This is a genomic window from Peribacillus sp. B2I2, from assembly GCF_041261685.1.
Lineage (GTDB): Bacteria > Bacillota > Bacilli > Bacillales > DSM-1321 > Peribacillus.
This window is the reverse complement of record NZ_JBGCCB010000001.1, coordinates 4165109-4183030: the sequence shown is the minus strand read 5'-3', so window position 1 is coordinate 4183030 and position 17922 is coordinate 4165109. Positions and strand designations below refer to the sequence as shown.

Below are 17922 nucleotides of genomic sequence, written 5' to 3'. Positions count from 1 at the left end.
TGAGGGGATTTTATTTTGGGAAAATCGGGCTGCCATTAGGGTCTGATTATTGTAAGCTCCAAGTATTTATTTGTAGAAAAAGACCTTTACGTTATCGTTATTATCGATGGTTGCTAATAAAATATCGTTTACATCCGCATGGTATGTTATTTTGATTTTGTTTTTCAGCCATTCTTCGTCTTTACCGCCTCGATTTAATTCTTTAAAATCAATCTTCCCCTCTTTAATGATCGTTTTAGGAAAAGTGAAGGCATTTGTTGCTAGATGCATATCTGCTGGGGTTACCGCTTCATATTGTGGATCTAAAAACAATGAAATGGTACCACCCGGTTCCCATAGTGCGAGGGACACTTTTTGAATATCTTCGACTTTTTCTTTTCTTAATTCCGATAATAAAAAATCGATGGAGATTCGGGCCCTTGCTAAGCTTTTGTAAATGATTTGTCCATTTTCGATAAGTGGAAAAGGGGCGGAGTCAAAAAACCTTCGGAGTTTGCCCCACTTAAGACCCGTAAACACACTAATTATATATAAAATCACTAAAACAAAGGTCGTAATCATTGAGCCCTTCAAACCTAACTGTTCATCAGACAAAGGGTGGGCAAGAATGTTTCCAATAATTAATGCCATTATGAAATCAAGTAATCTTAACTGGGAAATGGACCGTTGCCCCATCAATTTAACCGAAAAAAGTAAGAAGAAGAAGGATATAATGGCTCTCAAAGTCCATTGAATTGCAGTAAGAGTTTCCTGGCTATTATAAAAATCCACCCGAAATTCACGTCCTTATTTCCTTATAATAAATGAGATGTATTATTTAGTATGAAGCATTGAATCAAGGATTATCACAACTTGGGAAGTTTAGTTGTGTTTGTTGCTTATCCTTTGCCAAATTTGTGTAGCGGCATGACCCTTAGACAACAATGTCATGGAGGAAACTTTAAATCTTGAAGTGAACTCGGCTAAAACAGGTCTATTCTTGGATAGCAACATCGCTATCATGCAGGTGTTTTTTTATTGTGGATGGGTGGGACATGCCACTTCATAAGTATTACCCAACTTGGGCCCTCTGAGACTTTCCCTTTCATTTCATAATTGTTTTCGAAAAATTTATATTAATATAACAATTGTAAAACGTATTGTAATTGAAAATAAACTGCTTTAAAATGATATCTTTCCTAGAGAAATTTATTTTAAAAAATATCCTTGTATAGTATCAGTGACAATGGTCTGATAGTTTCTACCTGGCAGCCGTAATAATGCCGGACTACAAGGAAGTATGAAAATAGAAGAGATGAACAGGTTTATGTTGGTTCAGTTAAAAAGTTTGGTCCAGCATCTAGTGTTTCAATGAAGGCTCTTACTTTTTCACACTTTCTTCCTGCGGCTGAAAGTGTAAAAAGGTAAGGGCTTTTTTATATAAAGAAAATGAATGGGAAATGATATAACCAAAGGGGATGAAAGCATGTATTTCTTATTGAATATACTAGGTGTTTTAGTTGTAATGGGCATCGTTTACCTTTGTTCACCTAATAAAAGGAACGTTAAGTGGAAAGCCATTCTTACCTTGCTGGTTCTTGAATTGCTTATCACATGGTTCATGTTATCGACTAAAATAGGGGCGTGGGTCATTAATCTGATCGCTTCCTTCTTCACCTGGTTGATTGAATGTGCAAATGAAGGGATTTCTTTTGTCTTTCCTTCATTAATGGCAAATGAACAAGTGGATTTCTTTTTCAGCGCATTGATGCCAATTATTTTCATCATCACGTTTTTTGATGTTTTATCGTATTTCGGTATACTTACCTGGATCATTGACAAAGTGGGATGGCTCATCTCAAAAGTATCCGGTTTGCCAAAACTGGAGAGTTTCTTTTCGATTCAGATGATGTTCCTTGGGAATACCGAGGCACTTGCCGTTCTGCGCCTTCAACTTAGTGCGATTAAAGATCAGCGACTTTTGACATTTGGAATCATGAGCATGAGCAGCATCAGTGGTTCAATCATTGGAGCCTACTTATCAATGGTACCGGCAACCTATGTTTTTGTAGCCATACCATTGAACTGCATAAATGCCTTGCTGATCGCTAACATGCTAAATCCTGTCGATGTCAGTAAAGAAGAAGACGTCGTTTATGTACCTTCTAAAGAGGAACGTAAGGATTTCTTTTCCACCATTTCTAACAGTATGCTGGTTGGGGCCAAAATGGTCTTCGTCATCATGGCCATGGTTATCGGTTATGTGGCGTTAACGGCCAGCGTAAACGGCATTTTCGGTTTCTTTGTGGATGGCTTGACCATTCAAAAGATTTTCTCTGTCATTTTCAGTCCATTTGCATTCCTGCTTGGACTGTCTGGACATGATGCCATGTACGTCGCTCAATTGATGGGAATCAAGCTTGCCACGAATGAGTTCGTTGCCTTGCTCGATTTAAAAGATAAAGTCAGTACACTGCCTCCGCATACAGTTGCTGTGGCTGTCACTTATCTGACGTCATTTGCCAACTTCAGTACAGTGGGCATGATTTATGGAACATTCAATTCCATCCTCAATGATGAGAAATCGAACATTATCGGAAGGAATGTTTGGAAACTGTTGGTTAGCGGGATGGCTGTTTCCTTGTTAAGTGCCATGGTCGTTGGATTATTCGTTTGGTGATATTTTATTAAAAACAAGAGAAAAAAAAGCTGTGCAGGATTTCCACATGCACAGCTTTTTTTGTTTATTTCCTTAAATAGTTCTCCGTATAATATGGTTTTTCTTCACCATCGAAGGCAACTCCGACACCGAGGGATTGAAAATCCTTCTGTAATTTGTTTTCCCGGTGTCCAATGGAATTCATCAGGCCTTCATGGGCAAAGATACTGCTATTTTGACCGGCAGCCAGGTTTTCCCCAGCCATTCGAAAATTGATTTTGTCATCTTCCATCCGGTCGAACGGGGATTCTCCTTCAAGGTTTGTATGGTTGAAGTATTGATTCACGGCCATATCTTTACTGTGATCCTGTGCAGTGACCTTCACTTGTTTATCCCATGAAAGCACGGAGAGATCATGATTGACCCGTGATGCATTGGTCAAATCGAATAATTGATATTCAAAGCCTTTCTTTAACCCGGGGCTGGCTTCTGCAAAATAGCTGCTCTTTTGCTTTTCAAGGTTTGCATCGATGATTTGGATCGATGTGACTGTATTTTTCTCATGTTTGTCGTAAAAAATGGTTACATAGCTCTTATCCATTTCAAACATATCGTATTCCCCATCGCTTCGAATCTGGTAATAGACGTTTCCTTTAAGCAATTTCGTAACAGGCTCCCCCAATTTCCCTGTCACACTATCTTTAGGGGTGCCGCGTTTAATCCCTTCTTTTGAGGAAATCAAATCTTGGTTCGTATATAAACCAACAACTTTATTGTTGGTATCGTAGGCAACCATGAAAAAGTTTTGATAATTTTCGTGATAGGCGAACCAGTCCACGCCATATTCATTCCGCGTATTCCGCTTTGCTTCACCAGCGAGTTTTTCTACGGCATCCTTCGTGTCGCCTATTTCAATATTACGGACTGAAAAGGATGCATCAGCAGGTGCTTCCAGTGCTGGTTTTTTCACTTTTTCCGATTCCTGCGGTACTTTTTCCGAAGCGGTATCCAATGTTTCCTTAAGCGAACTTATCAGGTTGCTGACTCCAGCATTCAGTTTTTCCAAGGCAGTTGAAACCTCGGGCCCGTTTATAAAGGTGCGAACATCGGATGCAAAGGAACCAACCCCCGCCTTGAATCCAGACTCCTGAATATCTTTACCATATCCATACCAAAATCCACCGAGTAGGAGTATAAGAACCACACTATTAAACAATTTCCGCAAATCGTTCACTCCTGCTCTATCTGGGATATAGAATCCCGATTATTGAAAGATCATTTGCAGCACACTTAAAACAGGTGGGGCACATAAAAAGAAGAGTGAACACATGATGAGTATTCGGGATGCTGTTTTTGGAAGCTTTTCCTTCCCTTTTCCCGAATACCAGCCACTGAACTGAAGTTTATTTCTATACCAGACAAACAATAAAATGAGTATCGCTATCGAGCCTAGCCAGCCATACTGATTCATATTAACTCCTATGTTTATATATATGCCGTTTACAATGATCGAAATGATCGATCCGGCTATCCCGAATATTAATACGATGCGTATCAATTCTAATATGACTCTCATATGTCACTCCTTGGTTTCACCATTATACTCATTCGTCTACAAAATAAAAACTTTAAGTGATCAACACTTCCTGCTTGATCAGATAAAAGAGTTTGGATATCAAATGGTATTACATATTATACCAAAAAGTAAGAAAGGAATAAAACGGGTGACTCTTACTAAAGTGAAATTATATTTAATGCACACCAATTATATATTTGCATTTATGATAAATTAAGGCGGAATGCTTTATGGATAACAAAACTCAGCTGGCTTTAATTCTTATTTTCATACCTCTCGTAGTTAAATTAGTATAAACAAAAAAGATGATTGATGGTTCATCCAAAAAAAACGGAATCCCTTTGTGGACGCCGTTTTTTTATTTTGAATTACTTCAATTGATCATTCAATACACTTTCCTCGAGAACGGAAAACTTATCACCATACACTCTGGTAATGTGATTTTCTCCCCACGTACATAGTGCGGATAGGATGCTTTCGAGGCTTTGTCCATATTCACTTAGTTCATATTCCACTTTTGGGGGGACTTGGTTATAAACGATCCGATTGATGACACCGTCCTGTTCCAACTCCCGCAATTGTTGGGTCAACATTTTTTGGGTGATGTTTGGCATTAGGCGCTTCAATTCACTAGTCCGCTTTTTTCCGTGGGTCAAATGGCAGAGGATTACGCATTTCCACTTCCCGCCCAGTACTTCCAGTGTCGCTTCAACGGATATATTGTACTTCTTTTTTTGCATGATTTGCATACTCTCCTTATTTTATAGGAACTTTAAGGTACCTATATTACTTTAAAGTACGTACTGTTTTTTATTTGTATTATATCTCATAATAACATTTGCACACCAAATTCCACTGTACCATTTATAAAAAAAGTTGCTTAGGCAATTTCAATGATAGTACAAAACAACAAGAAGGAGAAGAGGATATGATTTCAAATAAAAATAGAAGTACATGGGCATTGCTCGCTTTAGCGATCAGCGCCTTTGCGATTGGAACAACCGAGTTCATCAGCGTGGGATTATTACCGCTCATTTCTAAAGATTTACACATTACAGTCACGACGGCGGGGTTGACGGTATCTCTATACGCCTTGGGGGTCATGTTCGGGGCACCTATCCTTACATCCCTGACATCGAATATGTCGAGAAAGACCTTATTGCTTTGGATCATGGTCGTGTTCATTGCCGGAAATGCATTGGCGGCTTCTGCGACCACGATCAGTGTATTATTGATCGCACGTGTCATTTCAGCGCTTGCACATGGTATCTTCATGTCGATCGGCGCTACGATTGCGGCTGATTTGGTCCCTGAAAACCGCAGGGCGAGTGCCATCGCCATCATGTTCACAGGTCTAACGGTGGCAACGGTGACCGGAGTTCCGTTTGGAACCTTCATCGGGCAGCAATTCGGCTGGAGATTCGCTTTCATCATCATTGTGGCAATCGGCCTGATAGCTTTCATCGGGAATGGCATCCTTGTCCCATCCGATTTAAGAAAAGCTGCACGGACCACGTTCCGTGACCAAATCAAATTGGTGACAAATGGCCGATTGCTGTTAGTATTCATCATTACAGCGTTAGGATACGGAGGTACATTCGTTGTCTTCACGTACCTGTCGCCATTACTTCAGGAAGTAACAGGGTTTAAAGAAGGAACTGTGGCCTTGATTTTGCTAGTATATGGAGTAGCCATAGCGATAGGGAATACTCTCGGCGGGAAATTGGCAAATCGCAATCCTATTAATGCCCTATTCTATATGTTTCTTATACAAGCCATTGTACTGGTGGTCTTGACCTTCACGGCACCGTTTAAGATAGCTGGTTTAATTACGATCATTTTAATGGGATTGTTTGCTTTCATGAATGTTCCAGGGCTTCAAGTCTATGTCGTCATGTTAGCGGAGCGTTTCGTGCCGAGTGCAGTGGACGTGGCGTCAGCCATCAATATTGCCGCCTTCAATGCGGGAATCGCCATTGGTGCCTACTTAGGAGGGGTGATTACGGATTCGATCGGACTGATCCATACAGCGTGGATAGGTGGAGTCATGGTGTTTGCTGCAGTGATTTTAACAGGCTGGAGCCGGGCCTTGGAAAGTAAAGACCGTACCAAGGGAACTGACAAAATAGCATAGGAATGAAGAAGTGATGCATGTTAGAAAAAGCATGTTCCATTTTTTGAAAAGCGTATAGAGTATCAAAACCCTAGTATCATTGCATCCCTTCAGCGAATGTGGAAGGTTCCTTGAAGGGATGTAATGATACTGATACTTAAGCGCATTACAATCTATAAAAACAATGAAGAAAAAATTTGGAGGTAGAGTGATAATGGTGAAACATTTACAAGATACAACAACGTTGCATAACGGCGTTAAAATGCCTTGGTTCGGATTGGGCGTATTTAAAGTGGAAGAAGGACCTGAGCTGGTAAATGCAGTTAAAGTGGCCATTAAACATGGTTATCGCAGTATCGATACGGCTGCGATTTATGAAAATGAAGAAGGGGTTGGACAAGGGATCCGTGAGGGATTGAAAGAAGCTGGAATCTCCAGGGAAGAATTATTCGTAACATCAAAAGTCTGGAATGCTGATTTGGGATATGAATCAACAATCGCGGCTTACGAAAAAAGCTTAAAGAAACTTGGCTTGGAGTACTTGGATTTATATCTTATCCATTGGCCAGTGGAAGGGAAATATAAAGAAGCTTGGAGAGCGTTGGAAACTCTTTATAAAGAAGGAAAAGTGAAAGCGATCGGTGTGAGCAATTTCCAGATTCACCATCTTGAAGATTTAATGAAAGATGCAGAAGTGAAGCCGATGGTCAATCAAGTAGAATGCCATCCGCGTTTAACTCAAAAAGAAGTTCAGGCATTTTGTAAGGAACAAGGAATACAACTTGAAGCATGGTCTCCTTTGATGCAAGGTGAACTGCTGGATAATGAAGTATTACAAGCAATTGCGACCAACCATGGCAAGTCTGTTGCACAAGTCATTTTATGCTGGGATTTACAAAATGGGATTGTAACGATTCCAAAATCCACTAAAGAACATCGCATTGTAGAAAACTCATCTGTATTCGATTTTGAATTGACGGAAGAAGAAATGAACCAAATTGATGGATTGAATCAAAATCACCGTGTAGGTCCAGATCCTGATAATTTCGACTTTTAATCATGTAAGTAGGAGAGAGACGGGCCTATCCGTCTTTCTCCTTTTTTAATTGGATGTCGGCAACGAAGGGGATGGGCATGCAAAAAAGGCCTCAAATTGAATGGGGCACAAAATTTCACATCATACATCGCCATTGATTCATTCATTCTCCTGGAGACCGTTTTTTTGCACGAATAGTTTCAGTACTGTGTCAATATCACTGTTTTTTAAGGACTTTTCCAATGTTTCATTAACGGTATCGAGGATTTCCTGAAGCCTTACCTCACCGCGGTCCGTTATGATTGCACACACTCCGCGACGGTCGTCTTCATATCCAAGCCTTTGGATGACACCGCAGCTTTTATTTTCCATTCTAACAGACAGCCTGGACATCGCACTTTGGCTTAAACCGACCAATTGCTGCAATTCGAGGAGCCGCAGTTTTTTTTCTGGTGTTTTCGATAAAAATAATAGAACATAAAATTCGTTTAAAGTAGTTTGGTGTCTTGCTTGCAGCATTCGATCAAGCTCATTGGAGAGCTCGGCATGAACACGTGTAAACGATAGCCATGTATTGATAAGGTTCTGTTCACTGGACATTTATATTCGCCTTCCTCTGCTTACTTCCATTAAATATAACACATATTAAATGAAGTGTACCAACAGACGATAGCGTTTACAATGACAGCATCGGGTGTTGGGGAATCTGATTAGTTGACACAGTATTATCCAGATGATATAAATGCATGTGCATGCATTATATAAAAAAGGAGATAAAATTATGAAAGATTTATTTTCACCTTATCGCATAAATGAACTTGAACTTAAAAATAGGATCGTCATGCCGCCGATGTGCCAATACTCCGTCGAAGCGGAAGATGGTATCCCGACAAACTGGCATCAGCAGCATTATGTAAGCAGGGCAGTTGGCGGCACGGGATTAATTATAGTGGAAATGACCGATGTAGAGCCTGATGGACGTATTTCGAATCGCGATCTTGGATTATGGTCCGACGATCAAATTGATGCTTTCTCCAAAATTGTTAAGGAAGTACATCAATACGGAGCAAAAATCGGCATACAAATTGCCCATGCAGGACGTAAAGCGCAAGATGCCGAAACTCCGGTAGCACCATCAGCCATAGCATTTGATGAAACGTTTAAAACACCAAGAGCTTTAGAAACGGAAGAAGTAAAGGAAATGGTCGATAAATTCCGTGCTTCCGTCAGAAGGGCTGTTCAAGCAGGATTTGACGTAATTGAACTTCATGGTGCACACGGGTATTTAATCCACCAATTCACATCACCACTTACGAATAAACGTGAAGACGAATACGGAAAAGACCTGACTAAATTTGGAGTGGAAGTCATTAAAGCAGTGAAAAGCGAAATGCCTGCCGACATGCCTTTAATCATGCGCATTTCTGCAAAGGAATACGTTGAAGGCGGATATGGTCTTGAAGAAAGCATTGCATTTTCAAAAGTCTTTAAAGAAGCAGGCGTGGATATGTTCCATGTAAGCTCTGGTGGAGAAGGTCCGATTGGGGCAGACGGAAGACCGGGTACGCATGCCAGCTATCAAACGCCGTTGGCCAGGGAAATTAAAAAAGCTTTGGATATTCCGGTTATTGCTGTTGGCCGATTAGATGATCCGATTATTGCAAATTCAATCATCGGTAATGAAGAAGCCGATTTAGTAGCCGTAGGCAGAGGGATGCTGCGAAACCCTTACTGGGCACTTGAAGCGTCAAAAGCTTTGAATAAAGAAACGGAGATCCCTAAACAATATCAACTGGGATTCAAGCATTGATACAGATTCAATCCTGAAAACGTCAGCGAATAATTTTATTCGCTGGCGTATTTAGTTGGATCAAATTATTGATGGGAAATTTCATCAGGAGATCCATTAGGTGATGTTTATCTGGAAATTTTGTTATAATGAATAAGATAAATCAAACGATAATTCGAGGTGCTAATTATGGAAGATATCAAAATCATTACAACTGAAGAAGTGGAAGCCAAGCTTGAGGCAGGCGAAGCGATGGAACTTGTCGATGTTCGTGAAGACGAAGAAGTGCAAGAGGGAATGATCGAAGGAGCGAAGCATATTCGCATGAATGATATCCCGGAAAATCTTGACTATTTTGATAAAGAAAAAGAATATATTTTTATCTGCCGTTCTGGACGCCGCAGTGAAAATGTATGCCATTATCTTCAGGAACAAGGATATAAAGTGGCAAACATGGTTGGCGGAATGCTTGAGTGGGACGGCGAAGTCATCGTTAAGTGAAGTTCTTTAAAAAAACCTGTTACTTTTGTAAGCGGAAATCCAAGAATGTTACGGCATATCTGAATGAAGAAAGAAAAAAGATCGCGGTTTGTTCACAATGCCGTGAATATGCGGAAAGACGCGCATTTTTGAAGGCGTGAAAAAAAGGTCCTTTCATCATGAAAGGGCATTTTTTTCATTATGGACATTTTCGATAAAACTTTGCCGTTCACTTGTACGCGTTCCATTAGGGCCTGGGAAGCAAACGTTATATGTTAAAATTAGGTTGTTGAAATCAGAAAATATAGAAAAAGGAGAGTTGAAGAATGAATGTTCATAAGATAGCGGTCATTGCGGGTGACGGTATAGGTCCTGAGGTGATTAATGAAGGTGTGAAGGTCCTTAAAGAAGTGGCTGGAATTGCCGGGGATTTTACTTTTGAGTTCACATATTTTCCATGGGGCTGTGAATATTATCTTGAGCACGGCAAAATGCTGCCCGACGACGGACTGGAACAACTGATGAAGTTTGACGCCGTGTATCTTGGGGCGGTCGGTTATCCTGGTGTCCCTGATCATATTTCATTACGTGAACTCCTGCTGAAAATCAGAAAGCAATTTGACCAATATGTGAATGTTCGACCAGTCAAATTGCTTCAAGGTGCACCTTGTCCATTAAAAGACGTGACTCGTGACCAAATCGATATGGTTGTCATCCGTGAAAACAGTGAAGGGGAATATTCCGGTGCCGGTGATTGGCTTTTTAAAGGCAAGCCAGAAGAAGTCGTCCTGCAGACTGGGGTCTTTTCACGAAAAGGAACGGAGAGAATCATCCGTTATGCGTATGAACTGGCGCGTAAGACAGGAAGGGCGCTAACGAGTATAAGCAAGGCAAACGCATTGAATTATTCAATGGTCTTTTGGGATCAGGTTTTTGAAGAAGTCGGACAGGAGTATCCGGATGTAGAAACGAATTCCTATCTGGTCGATGCGGCGAGCATGTTTTTTGTCAAACAGCCCGAACGATTTCAAATCGTTGTCACTTCCAATTTGTTTGGTGACATCATCACGGATTTAGGTGCGGCCATTGCAGGGGGGATGGGACTGGCAGCAGGAGCCAATTTAAACCCGGAACGGATTTATCCTTCGATGTTCGAACCGATTCATGGCTCAGCCCCGGATATTGCACATCAAGGCATCGCCAATCCACTTGCGGCCATATGGTCCGCCAGTCAGATTCTCGATTTCTTCGGGCATGAGGATTGGGGAGCAAAAGTGTTGGGCGTGATCGAACGGGTGATGGTCGATAAAAAGTCGCTGACACCCGATATGGGCGGGGGAGCCTCTACAGAAGAAGTCGGGGATGAAGTGGTTGCATTATTATCCACTTTACAAAAAAATCGAGTATAATCCTCATGAAAAATGGGCATCCTGCACAATAACTATCATTATAGTAAAAGGGCAGGGGAAAGCCGATGATTCAAGTTAAATTATTCGATTATGAGCATGAAAAGGATCTAGAGGATGAAATGAACGTTTTCTTGGAAGACATCCGTGATAATCAAATCGTCGATATCAAGTACAATGTCGCCACTACAGGTGAAGAGGAAGAGGAACAGATTTACTGTTTTAGTGCGATGATCATCTATAAGAAAAAATAAAGGAGGCTTTGCCCTACCTTTATCCGTACATATAATCAACATGAGACTACCTATTGCTGCAAGGCGGGCAAACCAAGGTAGTCTTTTTCCGTGAATGCCAAGAAAGTGGACTCCCAAAACCTCTTGCGTTTCAGGGAAGGGAGAATTATTCGGTGTGAAAAGTTAGGATGATGTAGCTTCCCCGCCGTTGACATGAAGTGTTTGTCCTGTCACAAAACGGGAATCATCGGAAGCGAGATAGACAAAGGTGGGAGCCAGTTCGAATGGCTGGCCTTGACGCTCCATCGGGTTCTCGACCTGTGTCACTTCGTCTGCCGAGAAACTTGCCGGGATGAGGGGTGTCCAAAACCTTCCAGGCGCAATGGCGTTCACCCGTATGCCTTGATCGACAAGACTATTTGCCAAGGCACGGGTAAAACCAATGTTGGCCCCTTTAGTCGCCGTGTAATCAATTAATTGCTTATTCCCATTAAACGTCACGACGGAGGATGTATTAATGATGGAGGACCCAGCTTTTAAATGGGGAAGGGCAGCACGGGTCGTGTAGAAGTGGGAATAGATATTCACTTTAAAGGTATCATCGAATTGCTCATCCGTAATATCAAGCAAGCTTAATTGCTGAAATTGAATACCCACATGGTTACAAAGAATATCGAGCTTCCCGAATGTTTCGATGGTGTCTTCCACGATATCGATACATTGCTGTTTATCCCTTAAGTCACCAGGCAGCAGTAAGCAACGTTGTCCAAGCTCTTCAATTCTCGTTTTAGTCCGATTGGCATCCTCATGTTCATCCAGATAAGCGATGGAGACATCTGCGCCTTCTTTAGCAAAAGCGATGGCAGCCGCCGCACCAATCCCACTGTCACCGCCAGTTATCAATGCCACCTTTCCTGTTAATTTTCCGCTTCCTCTATAATTGGGATTTTCAATGATGGGCCGGGGCACCATTAATTTTTCCACACCAGGTTGGCGGAATTGGCGTTGCTCCGGAACTGTAATGGGAACGTCTTGATAACGAGTGATCTTTCCATAATTCGGATGCATGGGATAGCCTTTTTCTGATGATTTCTTTTTCTTATCTTCTGCCATGAAGAGTCCTCCTAAAAGAATTTAGTCGGATTACTTTATGTCGATCAGGTAAGTGCCGTGCATGAAGAACATGTTTGGGTACGGGCTCGTTGCCGTGCAGTTTCGAATATGCTGTAGGGGAGAAAAAAAGTTTTTGGAGGCCTCTATATGCCCTATTATTATAGTGAAGAAGTGAAGTTGCTATTGGTCGAACAATCTGATGAAAAAGTGGAGTTGTTATATGATTCCAACCCAAATACCTTTGAATTGCCCCTCATAGGACCAAGACCGCCCTATTATTATAACCCGCGCTATGTGCCGTATTATCCTGTGATTTAAGTACGTACATCAAAAAGGAAAATGCATTTAAGAACGGAGTCTGCTGTATTGGGCTGCCTTGGTCTTTTGATGAGTGGACTTGAAGCAGCCTCAGTTCGACTTCCCAATCAAAAAAGAGTAGGCATAAATTAGGAATAACCAATTAAAATTCTTCTGTGAATTTTACAAACACAGAGATAATGGGTAAAGTTAAACATAATACATAGTGCGGACTGGTGTATTTAAAGGGGAGATTCATTTTGGATAACAATATGAAACAACTAATAGAAACTATACAGCAAATGGATGGGGGCCATATCTTATACTGTTTTAATGAATTGGAAGCCTACATAGAAAATGAAGCAACATTCATCATTGCCGGTGTTGAACAGGGAGACCACATCCTAATCGTCGAAAATGACCGTATCTTTCCTTTGGTGTACAAAAAATTGCAGCTTCATTTAAATGAGGAGCAATTGGAGAAAGTGCATCTTATTAATAATTTTGATTTTTATTGTTTTCATGGAGACTTCCATCCTTCGACGATGGTTAATTATTTCTTGGAAAATATCGATACATACTCTAAACGAAATCAACTCGTGCGGACATGGGGACATGTTGAATGGGGCCATGACGATCAAGTCAGCGTAGCAATAGGTGAATATGAAAAAGGAATCGATAAATTGATTAATGAACGAGGTTTGATTTCTGTTTGTGCGTACGATGACTGCAGAGTGCCTTCTGAGCTAAAAGCAAACTTGATCAAGCATCATGGGGTCCTGGTAACCGATGAAAAAATTACGATATTGGCTAACGGATAGAACAAAGGGGAGAGTTATTTTGGAAAGTTTTACTGAACGGGTGATTAAAATCATTCAACATATCCCTTCCGGTAAAGTGATGACATATGGTCAAATTGGACAGCTCGCCGGAAGTCCGCGCGGTGCAAGGCAGGTCGTAAGGATCCTTCATTCAAGCAGCAAAAAACATGACCTTCCCTGGCATCGGGTAATCAATGCAAAAGGCGAAATCGGTATAAAAGCGGACGGCGCCGCAGAACACCAGAAAGCGATGCTCGAGAGTGAAGGCGTCATATTCACGAAACGGAATACCATTGACCTCGAAGCTTTTCGCTATCATCCAGAACTTTTTAACGGAATGCCGGAATAAAAGAGGTGGTAGCCTAAAAAAGTGCGCCTACGCCGGAAATGCGAAATCACATCTAAAAGAGGCTGATCCAAATGGATTAGCCTCTTTTAGAATTATGAACGGGCATATATGGCAGCATTCATTCCGGCGAGTCTTCCGGTTACTAATGCCGAGGTGATATTGTAGCCGCCTGTGTATCCGTGTATATCCAGGATTTCACCGCAGAAATACAGTCCATCCATTAGTTTGGATGCCATTTCTTTTGGGTGAATTTCTTTGACGGATACGCCGCCGCCCGTGACGAAGGCTTTTTCCAGCGGCTGGGTGCCGTGTACTCCGAATTGGAAGTCCTTGCATAGTTCAGCAAAGCGGCGGATTTTTTCATTTGATATCGTCGCTCCTTGTTCTTGAAGGTCGATGCCGCTACGCTCAAGCAGGAAGTGAAGGTATCGTTCAGGAACTAAACCTTTTAAGGTGTTCTTAATGGCTTTTTTCGGTTCGGCTTTGATTTCCTTCATGATGTCTTGAAAAACCTCTTCCTTGTTTCTGTCCGGAAGGGCATCGAGTTTCATTGTCACTTCCGATAGGTTCCATTTTTTCATCGCTTTCACGACGAATTGGCTGCATCTTAGAACAGCTGGACCGGAGACGCCAAAATGGGTGAAGAGCATATCCATTTGGTGTGTAATCAGGGCTTTGCCTTTTGGGTTAAGGACACTCAATGAAACATCGCGAAGTGCGAGACCTTGAAGCGTTCGATTTTTAATGAATGTTTCATGGCTTAGTACGGGAACTTCAGTTGGGAACAGTTCGGTAATCGTATGCCCCGCCTTCTTAGCCCATGCGTAGCCGTCGCCGGTTGAACCGGTGTGAGGAACTGATTTTCCACCGACTGCTATCACGACTGCATCCGTGTCAATGGTCTGTCCATCTTTTAACCGGACACCGCTTGTTTTTCCATGTTCATAGAGAACTTCCGCAACTGGGGAGTTCTTATAGATCGTTACTTTTAAATTCGACAGGCGCGTCAGTAGCGCATCCACGACACTTTGCGCTTTATCGTTGACCGGGAACATCCGCCCATGGTCCTCTTCTTTGAGGGCCACGCCCAATTTTTCAAAGAATTGAATAATGTCTTCATTATTGAACTCTGAGAAAGCACTGTATAGAAATCGCCCGTTTCCAGGGATATGCTGAATGATTTCATCGATTGAGAGCCTGTTCGTCACGTTGCAGCGTCCGCCGCCCGAGATTGCAAGTTTCCTGCCAAGCTTCTCGCCTTTATCCACTAACAATACATGGGCGCCCTTTTCCCCGGCCGCTATTGCTGCCATCAATCCGGAAGGACCACCGCCAATTACCACTACATCATATTTCAAATTGATCACCACTTTATCATTTTCAGTCCCTTCATTATATAGCAAGTGCCCGTCAGATTGCGAATGTAGAAAAAAAGGAATTATTTGTTTGTGTATTATCTTCGAAAACGATAAACTTGATTGTAGTTTTCTATAGAAAAAATACTTTAATATGATAAGATAAAGAGCGTGTGAAACGTAACTGACAGAGGCAGGAAGGGATTAGATGTCATCTAAGTTTTTAAAAGGGGCTTTTATATTAACGCTGGGAGCGATTATTTCCAAGGTACTTGGTTTATTTTACGTCATCCCATTTGAACATATGGTTGGGAATAAAGGGGCTACCCTCTATCAATATGGGTACGTTCCATATACCATTTTCATTAGCTTTGCAACGGCAGGCATGCCGCTTGCTGTTTCTAAATTCATTTCGAAGTATAATGCGCTCGAGGAATACGCCGTCGGTGAGAAGTTATTTAAATCGAGTCTGAAATTAATGGTTGTCACCGGTTTTCTCGCTTTTTTGGTTCTTTATACGATGGCACCGATGTTTACTGGAGTCTTCGGGGTCAAGAAGGAAGATGTCAGTGATGTCACGGAGATCATACGGGCAGTCAGCTTCGCCTTGATTTTTGTACCGTTCATGAGTATCATCCGCGGCTTCTTTCAAGGTCATGAAGCGATGGAACCAACGGCCATCTCTCAGGTTGTCGAACAAATTGTCCGCATCGTGTTCCTTCTGGCCGGTGTGTATGTTGTTTTAAATGTCTTGGATGGAGAGTTAGTGAAGGCCATCCAAATGGCTACATTCGCGGCGACGGTTGGGGCTGTCGGCGGTTTAGTGGTGTTATTTTGGTATTGGAAAAAACAAAAACCCCATTTGGACAGCTTGATGAAGAAAGACCGGGGGACGATGGACATTTCCCTGAAGGAAATCTATAAAGAAATATTTCTGTCGTCGATTCCTTTCATATTCGTCGGAATCGCGATGCCAATGTTTCAGTTGGCGGACTTGCTGTCTTTCAATAAGGCGATGTCGGCCATCGGGCTGCAGCATGTCGCAGAAGATGCCCTTGGGGTGTTGAATGTATATGCCCAGAAGCTTGTCTTGATTCCCATGACGCTTGCAACCGGGTTTTCAATGGCGCTTCTACCCTCGGTGACGAAGGCTTATGTAAGCGAGGATTCGGAAGAGTTAAACCGCCAGCTGAACCAAGCCTTCCAGATTTTGTTGTTCATTACGATCCCTGCGGTCGTTGGCATGTCGGTACTGGCCGATCCAATCTATAGTGCCTTTTATAGCCATGATCCACTAGGAATCAGTGTCCTGAAGGCGTATGCGCCCGTTTCCATCTTGTTTGCGCTTTTTTCCGTTTCGGCGGCCGTTTTACAAGGCATCAATCAGCAGAAATATACGGTGCTCAGCCTGCTTGTTGGCTTTTTAATCAAATTGAGCTTGAATATCCCGATGATCAAGTTGTTTGAAACGGAAGGATCCGTTTATGCCACGGCATTCGGCTACTTGGCTGCTGTACTGCTGAATTTGTATGTCATTACTTACTTTACTGGATATCGTTACAGCCTTACCATCAGAAGATCTGTTTTGATCTCTGTTTTTTCAATAATTATGGGACTGGCTGCATGGGGCATGAACAGTTTATTATCGCTGTGGCTTACAACGGAAGGGCGCTTTCAAGCGATTTTGATCGTGGCCATTTGTGCAATCTTTGGAGCGCTCATTTATGCGGCACTTTCCTTGAAAAGCAAACTTGCCCATCGTTTGTTCGGTACCCGGATCGATCGGTTAAAAGCTAAATTGGGATTATAAGATAGAAGTTTGATGTGTAAAAAAAAGGGTATGATAAAATGAATCCCCAGATTAAAAATATATTGGCCTTGCCTGTCATTAAAGTGGGCAAGGCTTTTTACTGAAAAGGCTTTAGGAGGAAACGATGAGAATTGATAAAATTTTATCCAATATTGGTTATGGCAGCAGGAAAGAAGTGAAAAAGCTCCTGAAATCCGGCGCCGTGAAGGTCGATGAAAGGGTGCTGAAGGATCCGAAAGAGCAAGTGGACCCTGATACGGAAATCGTAACCGTCCATGATGAACGGGTTGAATATAGGGAGTTCATATATTTAATGATGAATAAACCGCCAGGCGTATTGTCGGCAACGGAAGACAAACACCAAGAAACGGTCATCGACATCTTGGAGCCAGAGGATTCAGTATTCGAGCCATTTCCTGTAGGCCGTCTGGATAAGGACACAGAAGGGTTATTGCTTATCACGAATGATGGAAAGCTTGCCCACCAATTGCTTTCCCCGAAGAAACATGTCCCTAAAACATATTTTGCGGTCATTGATGGCGAAGTGACGGAAGAGGATATTGAGGCATTCCGCAACGGCGTGACCTTGGATGATGGGTACGAAACAAAACCAGGTGAATTGAATATTTTAAAATCAGGTCTGACTTCGGATATCGAGCTGACGATCATGGAAGGAAAGTTCCATCAGGTGAAGCGGATGTTTGAGGCCGTCGGCAAACGTGTCGTCTACCTAAAGCGTCTTTCCATGGGAAGTTTACAGCTTGATGAGGAACTTGAGCTTGGTGAGTACCGTGAGCTAACGGCGGAAGAGCTTGAACAGTTAAAGGCGGGGCAGCCTGCTGAATGAATATAGGCATAAAAAATGAGGCGGACAAATATTGTCCGCCTCAAAGTATTTTACATATC

General features: G+C 42.1%; 19 protein-coding genes and 1 riboswitch. Of the genes, 12 read left to right on the top strand and 7 right to left on the bottom strand.

The window, feature by feature from the left end; genetic code table 11:
• Window positions 1–66 precede the first annotated feature (66 nt).
• Window positions 67–771 carry a DUF421 domain-containing protein gene (locus ABIE66_RS20655; protein WP_370016112.1) on the bottom strand — a complete coding sequence of 235 codons (705 nt, stop codon included), beginning with the start codon at window positions 769–771 and terminating at the stop codon, window positions 67–69.
• 415 nt (window positions 772–1186) lie between these two features.
• Window positions 1187–1290, top strand: a riboswitch (purine riboswitch).
• Between the two features lie 175 nt (window positions 1291–1465).
• Between ABIE66_RS20655 and ABIE66_RS20650 the strand changes: the two genes are divergently transcribed.
• Window positions 1466–2659 carry a nucleoside transporter C-terminal domain-containing protein gene (locus ABIE66_RS20650; RefSeq protein WP_289327367.1) on the top strand — a complete coding sequence of 398 codons (1194 nt, stop codon included), beginning with the start codon at window positions 1466–1468 and terminating at the stop codon, window positions 2657–2659.
• Window positions 2660–2723: 64 nt separating this feature from the next.
• Here the strand turns inward: ABIE66_RS20650 and ABIE66_RS20645 are convergent, their stop codons facing one another.
• The 3 genes from ABIE66_RS20645 to ABIE66_RS20635 form a co-directional block, all read right to left on the bottom strand.
• Window positions 2724–3872: a CAP domain-containing protein gene (locus ABIE66_RS20645; protein ID WP_370016111.1), complete on the bottom strand. Its 1149-nt coding sequence runs from the start codon at window positions 3870–3872 to the stop codon at window positions 2724–2726.
• A gap of 30 nt (window positions 3873–3902) precedes the next feature.
• A complete protein-coding gene (locus tag ABIE66_RS20640) occupies window positions 3903–4214 on the bottom strand; it encodes a hypothetical protein (RefSeq protein WP_370016110.1) in 312 nt (103 codons plus the stop codon).
• A 368-nt stretch (window positions 4215–4582) separates the two neighbouring features.
• Complete coding sequence (locus ABIE66_RS20635; RefSeq protein WP_063232600.1) at window positions 4583–4954, bottom strand: winged helix-turn-helix transcriptional regulator; 372 nt, start codon at window positions 4952–4954, stop codon at window positions 4583–4585.
• Window positions 4955–5142: 188 nt separating this feature from the next.
• On the opposite strand from ABIE66_RS20635, the gene ABIE66_RS20630 reads away from it, so the two are divergent.
• Both ABIE66_RS20630 and ABIE66_RS20625 read left to right on the top strand, forming a co-directional pair.
• A complete protein-coding gene (locus ABIE66_RS20630; protein ID WP_289326100.1) occupies window positions 5143–6348 on the top strand; it encodes an MFS transporter in 1206 nt (401 codons plus the stop codon).
• A gap of 193 nt (window positions 6349–6541) precedes the next feature.
• Window positions 6542–7384 carry an aldo/keto reductase gene (locus ABIE66_RS20625; RefSeq protein WP_370016109.1) on the top strand — a complete coding sequence of 281 codons (843 nt, stop codon included), beginning with the start codon at window positions 6542–6544 and terminating at the stop codon, window positions 7382–7384.
• A gap of 138 nt (window positions 7385–7522) precedes the next feature.
• On the opposite strand, the gene ABIE66_RS20620 is transcribed toward ABIE66_RS20625, so the two are convergent.
• Window positions 7523–7963, bottom strand: a complete 441-nt coding sequence (locus ABIE66_RS20620) for a MarR family winged helix-turn-helix transcriptional regulator (protein ID WP_370016108.1) — start codon at window positions 7961–7963, stop codon at window positions 7523–7525.
• A 181-nt stretch (window positions 7964–8144) separates the two neighbouring features.
• Between ABIE66_RS20620 and ABIE66_RS20615 the strand changes: the two genes are divergently transcribed.
• From ABIE66_RS20615 to ABIE66_RS20600, 4 genes are all read left to right on the top strand, one after another.
• Entirely contained in the window at window positions 8145–9173 is a 1029-nt protein-coding gene (locus ABIE66_RS20615) for an NADH:flavin oxidoreductase/NADH oxidase (RefSeq protein ID WP_370016107.1), read from the top strand.
• A 168-nt stretch (window positions 9174–9341) separates the two neighbouring features.
• Window positions 9342–9653, top strand: coding sequence for a rhodanese-like domain-containing protein (locus tag ABIE66_RS20610; protein WP_370016106.1), 312 nt, complete (start codon window positions 9342–9344; stop codon window positions 9651–9653).
• 305 nt (window positions 9654–9958) lie between these two features.
• Entirely contained in the window at window positions 9959–11041 is a 1083-nt protein-coding gene (locus tag ABIE66_RS20605; protein ID WP_370016105.1) for a tartrate dehydrogenase, read from the top strand.
• 65 nt (window positions 11042–11106) lie between these two features.
• Window positions 11107–11292, top strand: a complete 186-nt coding sequence (locus tag ABIE66_RS20600) for a sporulation protein Cse60 (protein ID WP_057913195.1) — start codon at window positions 11107–11109, stop codon at window positions 11290–11292.
• Window positions 11293–11454: 162 nt separating this feature from the next.
• Here ABIE66_RS20600 and ABIE66_RS20595 read toward each other — a convergent pair whose 3' ends face one another.
• Entirely contained in the window at window positions 11455–12384 is a 930-nt protein-coding gene (locus ABIE66_RS20595; protein ID WP_289326094.1) for an SDR family oxidoreductase, read from the bottom strand.
• 147 nt (window positions 12385–12531) lie between these two features.
• On the opposite strand from ABIE66_RS20595, the gene ABIE66_RS20590 reads away from it, so the two are divergent.
• From ABIE66_RS20590 to ABIE66_RS20580, 3 genes are all read left to right on the top strand, one after another.
• Complete coding sequence (locus ABIE66_RS20590) at window positions 12532–12702, top strand: hypothetical protein (protein WP_169803975.1); 171 nt, start codon at window positions 12532–12534, stop codon at window positions 12700–12702.
• 239 nt (window positions 12703–12941) lie between these two features.
• A complete protein-coding gene (locus tag ABIE66_RS20585; RefSeq protein ID WP_370016104.1) occupies window positions 12942–13502 on the top strand; it encodes an MEDS domain-containing protein in 561 nt (186 codons plus the stop codon).
• Window positions 13471–13851 carry an MGMT family protein gene (locus ABIE66_RS20580; protein WP_370016103.1) on the top strand — a complete coding sequence of 127 codons (381 nt, stop codon included), beginning with the start codon at window positions 13471–13473 and terminating at the stop codon, window positions 13849–13851. Before ABIE66_RS20585 ends, ABIE66_RS20580 begins: the two co-directional genes overlap by 32 nt.
• 92 nt (window positions 13852–13943) lie before the next feature.
• Here the strand turns inward: ABIE66_RS20580 and ABIE66_RS20575 are convergent, their stop codons facing one another.
• On the bottom strand, window positions 13944–15209 hold the full coding sequence (locus tag ABIE66_RS20575) for a BaiN/RdsA family NAD(P)/FAD-dependent oxidoreductase (protein ID WP_370016102.1): 1266 nt from the start codon (window positions 15207–15209) through the stop codon (window positions 13944–13946).
• 205 nt (window positions 15210–15414) lie between these two features.
• Here ABIE66_RS20575 and ABIE66_RS20570 point away from each other — a divergent pair, with 205 nt between their 5' ends.
• Together ABIE66_RS20570 and ABIE66_RS20565 are read left to right on the top strand one after the other, a co-directional pair.
• Complete coding sequence (locus ABIE66_RS20570) at window positions 15415–17016, top strand: putative polysaccharide biosynthesis protein (protein WP_289334533.1); 1602 nt, start codon at window positions 15415–15417, stop codon at window positions 17014–17016.
• Between the two features lie 124 nt (window positions 17017–17140).
• A complete protein-coding gene (locus ABIE66_RS20565; protein ID WP_370016101.1) occupies window positions 17141–17863 on the top strand; it encodes a pseudouridine synthase in 723 nt (240 codons plus the stop codon).
• Window positions 17864–17922: the final 59 nt, after the last annotated feature.

What these genes read in the sequence shown, in the direction of transcription:
- ABIE66_RS20625 (WP_370016109.1), top strand. Translation starts at nt 6,542, where the DNA reads ATGGTGAAACATTTACAAGATACAACAACGTTGCATAACGGCGTTAAA.
- ABIE66_RS20615 (WP_370016107.1), top strand. Translation starts at nt 8,145, where the DNA reads ATGAAAGATTTATTTTCACCTTATCGCATAAATGAACTTGAACTTAAA.
- ABIE66_RS20600 (WP_057913195.1), top strand. Translation starts at nt 11,107, where the DNA reads ATGATTCAAGTTAAATTATTCGATTATGAGCATGAAAAGGATCTAGAG.
- ABIE66_RS20590 (WP_169803975.1), top strand. Translation starts at nt 12,532, where the DNA reads ATGCCCTATTATTATAGTGAAGAAGTGAAGTTGCTATTGGTCGAACAA.
- ABIE66_RS20610 (WP_370016106.1), top strand. Translation starts at nt 9,342, where the DNA reads ATGGAAGATATCAAAATCATTACAACTGAAGAAGTGGAAGCCAAGCTT.
- ABIE66_RS20570 (WP_289334533.1), top strand. Translation starts at nt 15,415, where the DNA reads ATGTCATCTAAGTTTTTAAAAGGGGCTTTTATATTAACGCTGGGAGCG.
- ABIE66_RS20580 (WP_370016103.1), top strand. Translation starts at nt 13,471, where the DNA reads ATGAAAAAATTACGATATTGGCTAACGGATAGAACAAAGGGGAGAGTT.
- ABIE66_RS20635 (WP_063232600.1), bottom strand. Translation starts at nt 4,954, where the DNA reads ATGCAAAAAAAGAAGTACAATATATCCGTTGAAGCGACACTGGAAGTA.
- ABIE66_RS20640 (WP_370016110.1), bottom strand. Translation starts at nt 4,214, where the DNA reads ATGAGAGTCATATTAGAATTGATACGCATCGTATTAATATTCGGGATA.
- ABIE66_RS20605 (WP_370016105.1), top strand. Translation starts at nt 9,959, where the DNA reads ATGAATGTTCATAAGATAGCGGTCATTGCGGGTGACGGTATAGGTCCT.
- ABIE66_RS20620 (WP_370016108.1), bottom strand. Translation starts at nt 7,963, where the DNA reads ATGTCCAGTGAACAGAACCTTATCAATACATGGCTATCGTTTACACGT.
- ABIE66_RS20565 (WP_370016101.1), top strand. Translation starts at nt 17,141, where the DNA reads ATGAGAATTGATAAAATTTTATCCAATATTGGTTATGGCAGCAGGAAA.
- ABIE66_RS20595 (WP_289326094.1), bottom strand. Translation starts at nt 12,384, where the DNA reads ATGGCAGAAGATAAGAAAAAGAAATCATCAGAAAAAGGCTATCCCATG.
- ABIE66_RS20630 (WP_289326100.1), top strand. Translation starts at nt 5,143, where the DNA reads ATGATTTCAAATAAAAATAGAAGTACATGGGCATTGCTCGCTTTAGCG.
- ABIE66_RS20650 (WP_289327367.1), top strand. Translation starts at nt 1,466, where the DNA reads ATGTATTTCTTATTGAATATACTAGGTGTTTTAGTTGTAATGGGCATC.